Origin of the sequence: Amycolatopsis sp. NBC_00345 (assembly GCF_036116635.1) — a bacterium.
Taxonomy (GTDB): domain Bacteria; phylum Actinomycetota; class Actinomycetes; order Mycobacteriales; family Pseudonocardiaceae; genus Amycolatopsis.
The window spans coordinates 1,178,158-1,193,059 of the sequence record NZ_CP107995.1 but is presented as its reverse complement, the minus strand read 5'-3'; the positions used below and the strand labels follow the sequence as shown (position 1 = coordinate 1,193,059).

Here is a 14,902-nt window from a genome sequence, read left to right as displayed (position 1 = left end):
CGGACCACCGCGTTGCTAACAGGTGGATCCGGCCAGGCCGTACCCGTCGTCGTGGTCCGGGCCGGCCTCGGCGTGGTCGTCCTCCGGCGTGCCCGACAGGTGCGAGGCGCGGGTGGCGAGCAGCGCGATGCCGACCACGATCACCAGCCCCGCGACCGCCTCGCCGGCCAGCGCGAGCGGGCTCCCGTTGGCGGACTCGCCCATCCAGGACAGCCCGATCGCGACGCCCACCAGCGGGTCGAGCGCGGTGATCACGGCCAGCGCGGGGGTGAGGAACCGGCCCTGCTGGAACGTGTTCTGGCTGAGCAGGAAGCCGAGCGGGCCGATCACGCAGACGAGGTAGAGCGTCCAGTGCCGGAACGGCTCGCCGAAGCCCGCCCGGAACTGGCCGGCGACCACCTTCATCAGGCCGGCGGTGAGGCCGTAGAGCACGCCGGTGGCCACGGCCAGGCCGAGCGTGCGCGCCGAGCCGGAGCCGCTGAACGCGGCCAGCGCCATCCCCGCCACGATGACCGCGCCCAGCGCGATACCCAGTGGCAGCAGGGCGGAACCGGTCACGAACACGTCGCCGTTGCCGCTGGGCCGGGCCACCACGAGGAACGCCGCGAGGCCGGCCACGCAGAGCAGCGAACCGCCCACCATCACGCGGTCCGGCCGCCGCTTCTCGAGCCGGGACGCGGCCAGCCCGCCGAAGATCAGCGAGGTGATCAGCAGCGGCTGCACGAACAGCAGCGGCCCGAACGCCAGCGCCGTCAGCTGCAGGCCGAGGCCGAGCACGGTGGCGGCGATGCCGATCAGCCACAGCGGCCTGCCGATCAGCCTGCGGAACAGCGTGAGGTCGAGCGGCTTGCCCGTCTCGACCTCTTTGGTGGCCCTGGCCTGGGCGGCGCTGGCGATGCCGATGCAGGCCGCGCTCAGCACCGCGGCCGGAACGGCCACGAACAGCACCACCCCGGTCGCACTCACCTCACACCATCCCCATCCGGTGAGCCTATGCTGTGGGCACTCCCAGGCGCCTGAGTTCCCCGGCCCCCGGGTGCCCGAGACCGGACTTTCCTGGCCCCAGAGGGGACGGCTGCCCCGTACCGGAGGTACTTCAGCTGCATGCGACACTCCATGACGATCGACCTCCCCTCGTTCCGTAACCTCGTGTTCGGCGGGGGCCGGCATCTGCTGGAGTCGACGCTGATCCCGGCCGGGCTGTTCTACCTCCTCCTCACGCTGGTGAGCTTCGACAGCGGTGTCCTCGCGGCGCTCTGCTGGTCGGCCACCGTGCTGATCGCCCGGCTGGTCCTGCGCAAACGCGTGCCGGCGGTCCTGCTCCTCACCACCGCGCTGCTGATCGCCCGGACCGTGCTCGGCCTGGCCACCGGCAGTGCCTTCCTCTACTTCCTGCAGCCGACATTACAGAACTTCCTGGTAGCCAGCCTGTTCTTGGTGTCCGCCCCGTTCAACCGGCCGCTGCTCGCCCGCCTGGCGGGTGACTTCTGCGCGTTCCCGGACTCGCTGTCCGGCCACCCCGGCATGCGGCGCTTCTTCCAGCGCGTCTCGCTGCTGTGGGCGCTGGTCTTCGCGGTGAACGGCGCGGGCACGCTGCTGATGCTGGCCAAGGCCACCGTCGGCAATTTCCTGATGGTCAGCACCGCCGGTTCTTACACGTTGGTGGGTATCGCGATCGTCGGCTCGCTGTGGTGGTTCCGGCGGTCGCTGCGCTCCGAGGGCATCGTGCTGCGGATGGGGGCGCGCCCGGCCGCGCTGCCGGGGCTCTGATGCCCGCTCGTCCCGCCGGCACGACCGCGCTGGTCACCGGCGCGTCCTCGGGCATCGGCGAGGCCGCGGCCCGCCGGTTCGCCGCCGCGGGCGCGCACGTCCTGCTGCACGGCCGTGACCGCGCGCGGCTGGCCGCGCTGGCCGTCGAGACCGGTGGCACCGCGCTCGACGCCGACCTGGCCGAGCCGGGCGCCGCGGCGGGGCTCGCGGAACGCGCGCTGGCCGTCACCGGGCAGGTGGACGTGCTGGTCAACAACGCCGGCCTGGGCTGGGCCGGGCCGCTGCCGGACCTGCCCGGCGCCGAGCTGGAACGGCTGGTCGCGGTGAACCTGACCGCGCCGCTGGAGCTGACCCGGGCGCTGCTGCCCGGCATGCTCGCGCGGGGCCACGGCCGGATCGTGTTCGTGACGTCGATCGCCGGCCGCACCGGCGTCGCGGGCGAAGCGGTGTACGCGGCGACGAAGTCCGGCCTCGACGCCTTCGCCGACAGCCTGCGCTACGAGCTGCACGGCACGGGTGTCGACGTCGGCGTCGTCGTGCCCGGAGTGGTGCGGACGGCGTTCTTCGACCGCCGCGGCACGCCTTACACCCGCACGACCCCGCGGCCGGTGCCCGCCGACCGGGTCGCCGCCGCCGTGGTGCGCGCCGCCGCCCGCCCCGGCGACTACTACGTGCCCCGCTGGCTGCGCCTGCCCGTCGCGCTGCGCGGCGCGGCCCCCGGCGTCTACCGCACTCTCGCGACGAGGTTCGGCGCCTCCAGCTGACCCTTGCCGGTGTCCACGCGTGACGCGCCCTGAAGGCCACCATGAGGGTCGCAGATGCCCTCATGGTGGCCTTCAGGGCACAAGGTCGCAGGCGCTCAGCGGCGCGGGGATCAGGCGCTCTCGGCCGTCTCCCCCGGCGGGCCCCACGCCAGTGCCAGCATCAGCGTCGCGCGCACAGCCGGGTCGTCCAGCTGCGGGCCGAACAGCGTGTGCAGGCGGCCGAGCCGGTAGGACACCGTCTGCGGGTGGATGTGCAGGTCCTCGGCCACGGCCTTGCGGTCGCCGAGGTGCAGCAGCCACGAGGTGAGCGTGGTCGACAGCCGTTCGCGGGCCGAGTCGTTCAGCTCGTCGAGCGGGGCCAGGCAGCGGCGGCGCAGCACGTCGAGCAGCCGGTCGTCGCGGTGCACGATGATGGCGTCGAGGTGCTCGTCGGCGAACACGGGGTCGTCGCTGAGCAGGTGGTCGCGGCGCAGCCGGGCGGTCACCTCGGCGACGCGCAGGCTGGCCGGCAGCCGGTCCAGCGGCACCGACGCGCCGACCACCGCGCCGGCCCCGCGCAGCGCCCTGGCCAGCCACGCGCGCCGCCCCGGGCCCGCCGGGTCCGGCACGATCGTGACCAGCAGGCCCGGGCGCCGCAGCCGCAGGCAGGTGTCGTCGAGCCGGGACACCAGCTCGCGGCCCAGCTCGTTGTCGCCCTCCACCAGCACGACGGCCGCCGACTTCGGGATCCGCCAGTCGGCCCGCACCGCGGCCGACCGCACCGCGGCCATGTCGGCGCGGTCGGACAGCAGCAGCTCGCTCAGCTCGTCGCGCAGGCCCTCCCGCGCCCGCACGGCGTCCGACTGCTCCAGCAGATAGCCGTGCAGCGAGGACTCGGACAGCTGGTCCACCAGCGCGAACACCGTGGTGGCGAGCGAGGCGAACAGCTCGGCCGGCACGTCCAGCTCCAGCGCCACCTCGGACACGTGCCGCCACGCGACGCGGGCGCCGACCCGGTACGCGGCGAGCAGGCTCGTCACCCGCCGGCCCTGGCGGTACTGCGTCCGGCCGATCTCCTCGAACACCACCTGCTCGACGCCGGAGCCCAGCGCGGGCAGGTGGTGCTCGGGGGCCGCGGCCAGGCTGGTCAGGCGGCGCACGAAGCCCGCGCTGGCCGTCACGACCTCCGCCAGCTCCTCGGTCAGGAACGCCGCGTAGTCGGGGTGCTGTTCCACGAGCAGGTCCCGCACCTCGTTCAGGATGGCGGGCAGCCGCCTGCTCACGACGGTCTCGAGTTCACCCAACCGGGCCACCTGGTCTGATCCCATGCGCGCAGCTCGCCCTTCCCCAGCGATAGCAGGTCAACGGGTTCGGTCGGGTTCATCCTCACCCCATTTTGTCCGTTCGTGCCAAGTCGAAGCCGGGAAAATTCTTCTCTCGGTTGCAGAAGCCGCCCATCCGAGCGAGCGAGACTGGGGGCGATGAGTCCCACTTCACCTGGACGTCACACGCCGGACACCGACGGCCTGCGGGAGCAGCAGCGCGCCGAAAACTTCCCGGTCGCGCTGCGGGTGCTGCCCCGGCGACTGCGCGCCGACCTCACCGCCGTCTACGCGGTCGCGCGCACGATCGACGACCTCGGTGACGAGGCCGAGGGCGACCGGGTGGCCCAGCTCAAGGCCTTCGGCGAGGAGCTGGCCGGCGCCTGGGACGGCCAGGAGCCCACGCACCCGGTGATCCGCGGCCTGCTGCCCGCGATCCACGGCGGGCGGGTGGACGCGGAGCCGTTCGAGCGGCTGGTCGAGGCAAACCTGCAGGACCAGCACGTCACGCGGTATCCGGCGTACGAGGACCTGCTGGCCTACTGCCGGCTCTCGGCCGACCCGGTGGGCCGGATCGTGCTGCGGCTGTTCGACGTGCGGGACGAGCGCGCAGCGGAGCTGTCCGATCGGGTCTGCACCGGGCTGCAGCTGGTGGAGCACTGGCAGGACGTCGCCGAGGACTTCCACAACGGCCGGGTCTATCTGCCGCAGGAAGACCTGGCCGCCTTCGGGGTCGCCGAGACGGAACTGGGCGCGGCGCACGGCTCTCGCGAATTCAGAGAGCTGATGCGCTTCGAGATCGACCGCGCCGCCGCCCTTCTGGGCAGCGGCGCTCCGCTGGTGGGGCGGCTGCACGGCTGGGCCCGGCTGACGGTCGGCGGGTTCGTCGCCGGCGGGCTGGCGACGGCCGACGCGCTCCGCGCGACCGGCGGTGACGTGCTGGGCACACGGGCACGGCCGTCGAAGGCCGGTGTCCTGGTGTGGCTGGTGTGGCTGGGGCTGGGTGCGGCACCGGGTGGATCGAATGCGGGGAGGCGGTCGGCATGACCACGACGATCGAAGACGCCTACGCGTACTGCGCGCAGGTCACCAAGGAGCAGGCGCGCAACTTCCATTACGGGATCCGGCTGCTGCCACCGGACAAGCGGGCCGCGCTGTGCGCCGTGTACGCGCTGGCCCGGATCGTCGACGACATCGGCGACGGCGACCTGACCGCTGAGGCGAAGCTGTCCGGGCTGGCGGGCATCCGCAAGTCGCTCGGCGACCTCGGGGCGAGCAGTGAACCGGTGTACGTCGCGGTCGCCGACGCCGCGCGCCGCTACCCGATCCCGCTCGGCGCGTTCGAGGAACTGCTCGACGGCGTCGAGATGGACGTGACCGGCCGTCGTTACGTGCGGTTCGAGGACCTGGTGGAGTACTGCCGGTGCGTGGCGGGCTCGGTCGGGCGGCTGTGCCTGGGCGTGTTCGGCAGCCGGCCCGATCCCGAGGCCTCGACCTACGCGGACGAGCTCGGCATCGCGTTGCAGCAGACCAACATCCTGCGTGACATCCGCGAGGACCTGCTCAACGGCCGTGTCTACCTGCCGAAGGAGGACCTCGACCGGTTCGGCGTCGAGCTGGCCGTGGGCGAGGACGGCCGGCTCGAGGATCCCGACGGCGGCCTGACCGCGCTGGTGCGCGCCGGCGCCGCCCGCTCGCGGGACTGGTACGGGCGCGGGCTGCGCCTGGTCCCCTCGCTCGACCGGCGCAGCGCGGCCTGCTGCACGGCGATGTCCGGCATCTACCGCACCCTGCTCGACCGGATCGACGAGCAGCCCTCGCGGGTGTTCGACCGCCGGCTTTCCTTGTCCGGTCGGGAAAAGGCCGTGGTGGCCGTGCGCGCGCTGCTGGGGAGCCCGCGGTGAAAGAGCCCCCGATCGCCGTGATCGGCGGCGGCCTCGCCGGCATCGCGACGGCACTGGGCTGTGTGGACGCGGGCCGATCCGTGACGCTGTACGAATCGCGGCCGCACCTGGGCGGGCTGACCTATTCGTTCACCCGCGGCGAGTTGCACGTGGACAACGGGCAGCATGTGTTCCTGCGCTGCTGCACGGCTTACCTCGCGCTGCTGGACCGGCTCGGCGTCGCCGACCGGGTGGCGCTCCAGCCGCGGCTGGCGATCCCGATCCGCACGCCGGGCTCGGCCGCGACGACCTGGTTGCGCCGCGGTGACCTGCCCGCTCCGCTGCACCTGGCCGCGTCGCTGCTGCGCTACGGGCACCTGCGCCCGCTGGACCGCGCGCGGTTCGCGCTCGCGGCGCTGGCGCTCAAGCGCGTCGACCCGGCCGCCGACCGCACGGACCGCGAGTCGTTCGGCGAGTGGCTGCGCCGGCACGGGCAGAGCGCCGCCGCCATCGAGGTGCTGTGGGACCTCGTCGGCGTCGCGACGCTGAACGCCAAGGCGGACGACGCGTCGCTCAGCCTGGCCGCGACCGTGTTCCAGGAGGGGCTGCTCACCGATCCGGCCGCCGCCGACATCGGCTGGTCGCTGGTGCCGCTGCGCGAGCTGCACGGCGACGCGGCGCTGGCGCGGCTGGCCGAGGCCGGCGCGGACGTCCGCACCGGCGTCAAAGTCCGGTCGATCGAACGGCGCGGGCGCGGCTGGCGCGTGCGGGCCGACGACGGCGAGGGCCGTTTCAGCCAGGTCGTGCTCGCCACCCCGCCGCCGGTGACCGAACGGCTCGCGCCCGAGGGCGCCGTCCGGCTGCCGTCCGGCTGGTCGGGCGGGCTCGGCAGCTCCCCGATCGTCAACGTGCACGTGGTGCTCGACCGCCGGGTGCTGGACGAGCCGTTCGCCGCCGGGGTCCGCACCCCCGTGCAGTGGGTGTTCGACCGCACCCGTCAGTCCGGTTTGGACAGTGGCCAGTACCTCGCGATGTCGCTCTCGGCCGCCGACGACCTGATCGACCTGCCGACGGCGGCCCTGCGCGAGCGGCTGCTGCCCGAGCTGACCGCCCTGCTGCCCGAAGCCCGTGACGCGCAGGTGCTCGACTTCTTCGTCACCCGCGAGCGGCACGCGACTTTCCGGCCCAGCCCGGGAAGCGCATCACTGCGGCCACCCGCCGCGACGGCCGAGCGCGGCCTGTTCCTGGCCGGGGCGTGGACCGCCACCGGCTGGCCCGCGACGATGGAGGGCGCCGCGCGCAGCGGTGCGGCCGCCGCGAGCGCCCTCCTCGGCGAAAACACCGACGAGAACATCCATGACGTCAGGGAGGGAGTCGGAGCATGACCGCCACCATGCGCCCCGCCACCGCCGCGCCCGCGGCGCCGGGCTCACTGGCCCGGTGCCGCGACACGGTGTCGCCCGCACTGCGCGCGGCCGTCGGGCGGCTGGACGAGAACAGCCGCGCGATCAGCGCCTACCACCTCGGCTGGACCGACGCGAACGGCGTGCCCGTGCGGGGAAACGGGGGCAAGGCCGTCCGGCCCGCGCTCGCCGTGCTGTCCGCGCAGGCCGCCGGCGCGTCCCCGGAGACGGGGGTGCCCGGCGCGGTCGCCGTGGAGCTGGTGCACAACTTCTCGCTGGTGCACGACGACCTCATGGACGGCGACACCGAGCGCCGCCACCGGCCGACGGTGTGGTCGCTCCACGGCGCGGCCAGCGCGATCCTGACCGGTGACGCGATGCTCGCGCTGGCCCAGGAAGTGGTGCTGGACAGCGGTTCCCCGCACGCGGTAGCCGCCGGGCGGCTGCTCGCCCAGACCACCCGGCGGCTGATCCACGGGCAGTTCCTCGACGTCGCGTTCGAACAGCGCGACGACGTCACGCTGCCGGAGTGCGTGACCATGGCGGGCGGCAAGACCGGCGCGCTGCTGTCCGGCAGCGCGGCCATCGGCGCCGTGCTCGCCGGGGCGCCCGCCGCCGTGGTCGAGGCGCTGACGCGGTACGGCGAGGAGATCGGCCTCGCCTTCCAGCTGGTGGACGACATACTCGGCATCTGGGGCGACCCGGCCGTCACCGGCAAGCCGGTGTTCTCGGACCTGCGGGCGCGCAAGAAGTCCCTGCCGATCACGTACGCGACCGGACACGGCGGGACGGTCGGGCGTGAGCTGGCCGGCTGGCTGGCCGGGCCGGAGACCGGCGACGAGACCGAGCTGGCGCGGATCGCCGGGCTCGTCGAGTCCGCGGGCGGACGGGACTGGGCCACGGCCGAAGCCGGGCGCCGCGTCGCCGCGGCCGAGGCCGCGATTGCCGAGCTACCCAGCGAACCGCGCGCGGAGCTGATCGAGATCGCCCGGTTCATCGCCGGCCGGGAGGCGTGATGACCCAGACCGTCCAGGACACGTCCACCTCGGACTCCGCCCCCGAGCCGGAGCGGTCCGCCGCGGACGCCGTGGCCGCGGGCATCGGCTTCCTGCGCGGGGAGCAGGAAGCCGCGGGCTGGTGGAAGGGCGAGCTGGCCACGAACGTCACGATGGACGCGGAAGACCTGCTGCTGCGCCACTTCCTCGGCATCCTGACCCCGCGCGTGGCCGAAGAGTCCGCGCGCTGGATCCGCTCGCAGCAGCGCGCCGACGGCACCTGGGCCACCTTCCCCGGCGGCCCGGCCGACCTGTCGACCACGGTCGAGGCGTGGGTGGCGCTGCGGCTGGCGGGCGACCCGGCCGACGCGCCGTGGCTGGTGCCCGCGGCGGAGTTCGTCCGGAGCAACGGGGGTCTCGAAGGCACGCGCGTGTTCACCCGGATCTGGCTGGCGCTGTTCGGCCTGTGGTCGTGGGACGAGCTGCCGAACCTGCCGCCGGAGCTGATCTTCCTGCCGTCGTGGTTCCCGCTCAACGTCTACGACTTCGCCTGCTGGGCCCGGCAGACGATCGTGCCGCTCACTGTGGTCGCGACGCTGAAGCCGGTGCGGAAGCTGCCGTTCGGCGTGGACGAGCTGCGGGCCGGCAAGCGGCCGCGGAAGGCCGCGCCGCCGTGGACGTGGGACGGGGTGTTCCAGAACCTCGACACCGCGCTGCACGCCTACGCCAAGCTGCCGTTCAACCCGGTGCGCAAGGTCGCGCTGCGCCAGGCCGCGGAGTGGATCCTGGCGCGGCAGGAGGCCGACGGGTCGTGGGGCGGCATCCAGCCGCCGTGGGTGTACTCGATCCTCGCGCTGCACCTGCTCGGCTACCCGCTGGACCACCCGGCGCTCAAGGCCGGGCTCGAAGGGCTCGACGGGTTCACCATCCACGAGGAGACCGAACAGGGCCGCGTCCGGCGCCTGGAGGCGTGCCAGTCCCCGGTGTGGGACACCGCGCTGGCCATGACCGCGCTGCTCGACGCGGGCGTCTCCCCCGGTGACGAGTCACTGGTCAGGGCCGGGGAATGGCTGCTGGGCGAGGAGATCCGGGTGCCCGGCGACTGGACGGTGCGCCGCCCGTCGGTCAAGCCGGGCGGGTTCGCCTTCGAGTTCGCCAACGACGGTTACCCGGACACCGACGACACCGCCGAGGTCGTGCTCGCGCTGCGGCGCCTGGGCAAGCCGGACCACCTGCGGCTGCGCGGCGCGATCGACCGCAGCGTCGAGTGGCTGGAGGGCATGGTGTCCCGCGACGGCGGCTGGGGCGCGTTCGACGCCGACAACACCCAGGTGCTCGCGACGAAGCTGCCGTTCTGCGACTTCGGCGCGGTGATCGACCCGCCGTCCGCGGACGTCACCGCGCACGTCGTCGAAATGCTGGCGGCCGAAGGGAAAACCGGCACCCGCGAGTGCCGCCGCGGCGTGCGGTGGCTGCTGGAGCACCAGGAGCCCGACGGCTCGTGGTTCGGCCGCTGGGGCGCCAACTACGTGTACGGCACCGGCGCCGCCGTGCCCGCGCTGGTCGCCGCCGGGCTGCCCGGCTCCGACCCGAGGATCCGCCGCGCCGTGACCTGGCTGGCCGAGCACCAGAACACCGACGGCGGCTGGGGCGAGGACCTGCGCTCCTACCGGGACCCCGCGTGGGCCGGGCGGGGCGAGTCGACGCCGTCGCAGACCGCGTGGGCGCTGCTGGCCCTGCTCGCGGCGGGCGAACGGGACGCCGAGGCGACGGCGCGCGGCGTGCACTGGCTGGTCGAACGGCAGCGCCCGGACGGCGGCTGGGACGAGGAGCAGCATACCGGGACCGGCTTCCCCGGCGACTTCTACCTGTCCTACCACCTCTACCGCGTGGTGTTCCCGCTGTCCGCGCTCGGCCGGTACGTGCGGAACGGCTCGTGAGTGTTTATGACGGTTCTAACCGTCATAAACACTCACGAGCTCTTGGGTTGAAGGCGGTGCTCTGCGCGCCGCTGCGGATCGAGCAGGCCGCCCTGCGCGCGGCGCGGAGTGAGCTGCCCACTGTCCACACTGGACTCGGACCGCGCCGGGCGGCGGCCACCGCGCGACGGCTCCCGGCCGGTCCGCGGATCGTCGCCGGGATCGGCGGCGGGCTCGTCCCGCACGTGCGGCCCGGCGACCTCGTGGTGGCCGACGAGGTCCGCGGCCCGGACGGGGCCGTGCCCGTGCCGTCCGCTCCCCTGCTGGCCGGCGCACTGCGACGGCTCGGCCTGACCGTCCATATCGGACCTGTGCTGGGCAGCGACCACGTCGTCACCGAGCGGGAACGCGCGGAGCTGGCCGGAACCGGGGCACTCGCGGTCGACATGGAGTCACATCGGCTGGCGGCGGCGGGTCAGCCGTTCGCCGTCGTCCGGTCCATCGTGGACACCGCGGGCGCGCCCCTGCTGCGGCCCGGCACGCTCGGGCACGGCCTGGCCGGGCTGCGCAGCCTGCGCGCGGCGGTCCCGGCGCTCACCGCGTGGGCCGCGGCCACCGGAGAGCGCCACGTGCTGCTGGCCGGCCCGCGTTCGTTCTGCGCCGGGGTGGAGCGGGCGATCGACATCGTCGAGCGCGCGCTCGACCGCCACGGCGCGCCCGTGTACGTGCGGCGTCAGATCGTCCACAACACCCACGTGGTGCGGCGGCTCCAGGAGCGTGGGGCGGTGTTCGTCGACGAGGTGGCCGAGGTGCCCGAAGGCGCGACGCTGGTGCTCGCCGCGCACGGCGTGACGCCCGCGGTGCGCCGTGACGCCACCGGCCGCGGGCTCACGGTGATCGACGCGACCTGCCCGCTGGTGACCAAGGTGCACAACGAAGTCCGCCGTTACAGCGGGCGCGGCGACACCGTCTTTCTCATCGGGCACGCCGAGCACGAGGAAGTCGAAGGCACCGTCGGGGAGGCACCCGAGGACGTCGTGGTCGTCGGCGACGTCGCGGCCGCGCGCACCGTCACCGCACGGGATTCCACCCGCGTCGCCTACACCATGCAGACCACGCTGGCGCTGGACGAAGCCGAGGAGATCGCGGCCGTGCTGCGCGAACGGTTCCCCAGGCTTTCCGCGCCCCGCAAGGACGACATCTGTTACGCCACCACCAATCGGCAGCAGGCGCTGCGCGCGATCGCCCGTGAGGCGGACCTGGTGCTGGTGGTGGGCTCCGGCACCTCGTCGAACTCACGCCGCCTGGTGGAGGTGGCCGAGCGCGAGGGCACCCCGGCCGTGCTCCTGGACGGCAGCTCCGACCTCGACCTGCGCCGCCTCGCCGGCGTCCGCACGATCGGCCTCACCGCGGGCGCTTCGGCCCCGCCGCACCTCGTGGACGAGGTCGTGGCGGGACTGGGCGGGCTGGGGCCGGTGACCGTCGCCGAACGCCGGCTGACGGAGGAGTCAATCACTTTCACTCTACCTCGGGAGGTGCTCTGAGCGATGGCCATGCCGTTGCGTCAGTCCGTCCGGCTGGGCGGCTACCTGATGAAGCAGAAGGTCCTGCGGAAGGAGAAGTTCCCGCTGCTGGTCGAGCTGGAGCCGCTGTTCGCCTGCAACCTCAAGTGCGCGGGCTGCGGCAAGATCGAGCAGCCGCACACGCTGCTCAAACAGCGGATGCCGGTGGAGCAGGCGGTCGGCGCCATCGAGGAGAGCGGCGCGCCGATGGTGTCGATCGCGGGCGGTGAGCCGCTGATGCACCCGAAGATCGACGAGATCGTGCAGCAGCTGCTGGACCGCCGCAAGATCGTCTTCCTCTGCACCAACGCCCTGCTGCTGCCCAAGCACATCCACAAGTTCAAGCCACACCACAACTTCGCGTGGATGGTGCACATCGACGGCCTGGAAAAGCGCCACGACGAGTCGGTGCGCAAGGCGGGCGGCTTCCAGGCCGCGGTCGACGCGATCAAGCTGGCCAAGGAGAAGGGGTTCCGGGTGATGACGAACACGACGTTCTTCGACGGCGACTCCGCCGAGGACGTGGTCGGCGTGCTCGATTACCTGAACGAGCTGGGCGTCGACAACATGCAGATCTCCCCCGCCTACGCCTACGAGAAGGCGCCGGACCAGGACCACTGGCTCGGCGTGCAGGCCACGCGGGAGCTGTTCGCCAAGGCGTTCGGCGGCGGCAACCGGAAACGCTGGCGCCTCAACCACTCCCCCGTGTTCCTCGACTTCCTCGAGGGCAAGCGGGAGCTGGAGTGCACGCCGTGGGGCATCCCGTCGTACTCGCTGCTCGGCTGGCAGCGCCCGTGTTACCTGCTCGACGACGGCTACGCGAAGACCTACAAGGAACTGATCGAGGAAACCGACTGGGACAAGTTCGGCCGCGGCAAGGATCCTCGCTGCGACAACTGCATGGCCCACTGCGGTTACGAGCCGACCGCCGTGATCGCCACGCTGGGCTCGTTGAAGGAGACTGTGCGCGCGGCCGTCGGGCACTGACGCCCGGCTCGTCCCACGCCTCGGCTGACCGGACCGGGAGTGCCCGGTCCGGTTAGCCTGGGGGCCGGAGGTGGGCGCGTGGCAGATCGGCCGAGGAGCCGGCGTGGGCAGGGCGAGCAGTTGCGGGCCGACGTGCTCGCGGCGGTCAACCGGCTGCTGGACGAGTGGGGCAGTCACGAGAAACTGACCATGCGCGCGGTCGCGAAGGAGGTCGGGGTCGCGGCGCCCAGCATCTACCTGCACTTCGCCGACAAGACCGAGCTCGTGTGGGCGGCGCTGGCCGACAAGTACGAGCAGCTCGCCCACCAGATGCGCGTCGCCGACGAGTCCGTGGCCGCAGGGGACGCCCGGGGGCGGCTGCTCGCTCAGGTGCACGCCTACTGCCGGTTCGCCGTGGAGAGCCCCGGGCACTACCGGCTGATGTACGAGGTCCGCCAGCCCGAGCTGGAGCTGGAACGCGCCGGGCGGCACCCGGCCCGCGCCGTGTCGAGCCGCCTGCGCGCGGCCGTCTCCCGCTGCTTCGAAGCGGGCTTCTCCCTGTCGCTCCCGCCCCGGCAGGCGGCGCACACCCTGTGGTCCGGCCTGCACGGGCTGGTCTCGCTGCAGCTGAGCTTCTTCGTCCCGGCCGCCCCGCAGATGCTGGAGGGCATGGCCGCCGGACTCGTCGACGCGCTGGTGGCCCGCGAGCCCGTCGACGAGCCCAGCTGCCCGGCCGAGACCGACGTCGAGCGGCTGCTGGCGACCACCATCGTCGACGACGCCTGACCCGGGCCTGCTTTCCGGATCGCTGTGGCCTGGAACACAGCACTCCATTTCCCGTGAATGCTTGGCGAAGTGCCCTCTCGCGGCGTTAACTGAACTTAGTTAGGTTAACTCCGCACCCCCGAGGGAGAGTGCCCATGCACGTCACCGTCGACGAATCCCGGTGCTGCGGCGCCGGTCAGTGCGTCCTGGCCGCGCCGGAGGTGTTCGACCAGCGCGAGGACGACGGCATCGTCGTCCTGCTCCAGGAAAACCCGCCCGCCGAGTTCCACCAGGCCACCCGGGACGCGGCCGAGATCTGCCCGGCGCTGGCGATCGAGGTGCGAGCGTGACCGTCCCCGGGCCGCGCGCCGGGGTCGTCGGGCTCGGCATGATCGGCGGCGGGGTCGCGGTGAGCCTCGCCCGCAGCGGCCGCACCCCGGCCGTCCACGACCTCCGGCCGGACGCCGCCGCGGGACTCGCCGGTGTGCCCGCCCCGCTGGGCTCGCCGGCCGAGGTCGCCGCGGCCAGTGACGTGGTCCTGGTCGCCGTGGTCGACGCCGCGCAGGCGCGCACCGTGCTGACCGGGGAGAACGGGATCCTCACCGCCGCGCACCCCGGCCTGACCGTGGTGCTGCTCTCCACGGTCGCCGTCCCCGTCGTGCACGAACTGGGCGCGGCCTGCGCCGCCGCCGGGGTGTCGCTGCTGGACTGCGGCGTCACCCCCGGCGACCGGGCGGCGGAGAACGGTATGGTCGCCATCCTCGGCGGCGACGCGGACGTGGTCGAGCGCGCCCGCCCAGTGCTGGCGGACTTCGCGAAACGCGTCGTCCACTGTGGACCGCCGGGGGCCGGCATGGCCACGAAGATCGCCCGCAACGTGATCACCTACGGCAGCTGGACCGTGGTGCACGAGGCCGTCACGCTCGCCAGGGCCGCCGGCGTCGACCCGGCCACGCTGGTCGAGGTGATCGAGACGGCCGACCCGGCGGGCGCCACGCTGCTGTCCTGGCTGCGCGACCAGATCGCCGAGCACCCCGTGAACCGGCCGGTCGTGCCGCAGGTGGAAGTGCTGCTGGACAAGGACCTCGCCGCCGCGCAGGAGCTGGCGGGCGAGCTGGGCCTGTCCGTGCCGCTCGTCGACCTGGCCCGCGAAGCCGGGCCGCGCACCCTCGCCTATCCGGAGGGATCATGACCGGCAACCGCCGCCGCGGCCTGGAAATCATGGACGCCGTCTACGGTCCCGGCTTCAGCCAGTCGATGCCCGCCATCGAGTCGCCGATGCTGGCCGACACCGTCGACCATCTCTTCGGCGAGATCTGGGCGCGCCCCGGTCTGTCCATTCGCGACCGTCGCCTGCTCGTGCTCGGCGCCACCGCGGCACTCGGCCGCGCGGACCTGATCGAGATCCAGGTCCGTGGCGCGCTCGCGAACGACGAGCTGACCGCCGAGCAGCTGCGCGAAGCCGTGCTGCACCTGCACTACTACGTCGGCTGGGGCAACGGAACCCAGCTGCACCAGGGAGTCGAAGCCGCGCTCGCCGCGGCGGAACCGGAGGACCCGCAGTGACCCTGCCC

At 73.3% G+C, this 14,902-nt stretch carries 15 protein-coding genes; 13 read left to right on the top strand and 2 right to left on the bottom strand.

Annotated features, from left to right (window positions below):
• Nucleotides 1-15: 15 nt before the first annotated feature.
• On the bottom strand, nt 16-966 hold the full coding sequence (locus OG943_RS05445) for a DMT family transporter (protein WP_328608567.1): 951 nt from the start codon (nt 964-966) through the stop codon (nt 16-18).
• Nucleotides 967-1,116: 150 nt separating this feature from the next.
• On the opposite strand from OG943_RS05445, the gene OG943_RS05440 reads away from it, so the two are divergent.
• Together OG943_RS05440 and OG943_RS05435 are read left to right on the top strand one after the other, a co-directional pair.
• Nucleotides 1,117-1,770 carry a VC0807 family protein gene (locus tag OG943_RS05440; protein WP_328608566.1) on the top strand — a complete coding sequence of 218 codons (654 nt, stop codon included), beginning with the start codon at nt 1,117-1,119 and terminating at the stop codon, nt 1,768-1,770.
• Complete coding sequence (locus OG943_RS05435) at nt 1,770-2,534, top strand: SDR family NAD(P)-dependent oxidoreductase (protein WP_328608565.1); 765 nt, start codon at nt 1,770-1,772, stop codon at nt 2,532-2,534. The genes OG943_RS05440 and OG943_RS05435 overlap by 1 nt, the downstream gene beginning before the upstream one ends.
• 110 nt (nt 2,535-2,644) lie before the next feature.
• On the opposite strand, the gene OG943_RS05430 is transcribed toward OG943_RS05435, so the two are convergent.
• Nucleotides 2,645-3,841 (bottom strand): PucR family transcriptional regulator, encoded by a 1,197-nt coding sequence (locus OG943_RS05430; RefSeq protein WP_328608564.1) that lies wholly within the window; start codon nt 3,839-3,841, stop codon nt 2,645-2,647.
• 153 nt (nt 3,842-3,994) lie between these two features.
• On the opposite strand from OG943_RS05430, the gene hpnC reads away from it, so the two are divergent.
• From hpnC to OG943_RS05375, 11 genes are all read left to right on the top strand, one after another.
• On the top strand, nt 3,995-4,882 hold the full coding sequence (hpnC, locus tag OG943_RS05425) for a squalene synthase HpnC (RefSeq protein WP_328608563.1): 888 nt from the start codon (nt 3,995-3,997) through the stop codon (nt 4,880-4,882).
• Entirely contained in the window at nt 4,879-5,739 is an 861-nt protein-coding gene (hpnD, locus tag OG943_RS05420; protein WP_328608562.1) for a presqualene diphosphate synthase HpnD, read from the top strand. The genes hpnC and hpnD overlap by 4 nt, the downstream gene beginning before the upstream one ends.
• On the top strand, nt 5,736-7,103 hold the full coding sequence (gene hpnE, locus OG943_RS05415; RefSeq protein WP_328608561.1) for a hydroxysqualene dehydroxylase HpnE: 1,368 nt from the start codon (nt 5,736-5,738) through the stop codon (nt 7,101-7,103). The genes hpnD and hpnE overlap by 4 nt, the downstream gene beginning before the upstream one ends.
• Complete coding sequence (locus tag OG943_RS05410; RefSeq protein WP_328608560.1) at nt 7,100-8,137, top strand: polyprenyl synthetase family protein; 1,038 nt, start codon at nt 7,100-7,102, stop codon at nt 8,135-8,137. The genes hpnE and OG943_RS05410 overlap by 4 nt, the downstream gene beginning before the upstream one ends.
• Nucleotides 8,137-10,056 (top strand): squalene--hopene cyclase, encoded by a 1,920-nt coding sequence (gene shc, locus OG943_RS05405; RefSeq protein ID WP_328608559.1) that lies wholly within the window; start codon nt 8,137-8,139, stop codon nt 10,054-10,056. Before OG943_RS05410 ends, shc begins: the two co-directional genes overlap by 1 nt.
• 56 nt (nt 10,057-10,112) lie before the next feature.
• Nucleotides 10,113-11,579 (top strand): 4-hydroxy-3-methylbut-2-enyl diphosphate reductase, encoded by a 1,467-nt coding sequence (gene ispH / locus OG943_RS05400; RefSeq protein WP_442874776.1) that lies wholly within the window; start codon nt 10,113-10,115, stop codon nt 11,577-11,579.
• A 3-nt stretch (nt 11,580-11,582) separates the two neighbouring features.
• Nucleotides 11,583-12,584, top strand: coding sequence for an adenosyl-hopene transferase HpnH (hpnH, locus tag OG943_RS05395; RefSeq protein WP_328608557.1), 1,002 nt, complete (start codon nt 11,583-11,585; stop codon nt 12,582-12,584).
• Nucleotides 12,585-12,662: 78 nt separating this feature from the next.
• Nucleotides 12,663-13,349: a TetR/AcrR family transcriptional regulator gene (locus OG943_RS05390; protein ID WP_328608556.1), complete on the top strand. Its 687-nt coding sequence runs from the start codon at nt 12,663-12,665 to the stop codon at nt 13,347-13,349.
• Between the two features lie 134 nt (nt 13,350-13,483).
• Nucleotides 13,484-13,678 (top strand): ferredoxin, encoded by a 195-nt coding sequence (locus OG943_RS05385; RefSeq protein WP_328608555.1) that lies wholly within the window; start codon nt 13,484-13,486, stop codon nt 13,676-13,678.
• Nucleotides 13,675-14,520 (top strand): NAD(P)-dependent oxidoreductase, encoded by an 846-nt coding sequence (locus OG943_RS05380; RefSeq protein ID WP_328608554.1) that lies wholly within the window; start codon nt 13,675-13,677, stop codon nt 14,518-14,520. The genes OG943_RS05385 and OG943_RS05380 overlap by 4 nt, the downstream gene beginning before the upstream one ends.
• Nucleotides 14,517-14,894, top strand: a complete 378-nt coding sequence (locus OG943_RS05375) for a carboxymuconolactone decarboxylase family protein (protein WP_328608553.1) — start codon at nt 14,517-14,519, stop codon at nt 14,892-14,894. Before OG943_RS05380 ends, OG943_RS05375 begins: the two co-directional genes overlap by 4 nt.
• Nucleotides 14,895-14,902: the final 8 nt, after the last annotated feature.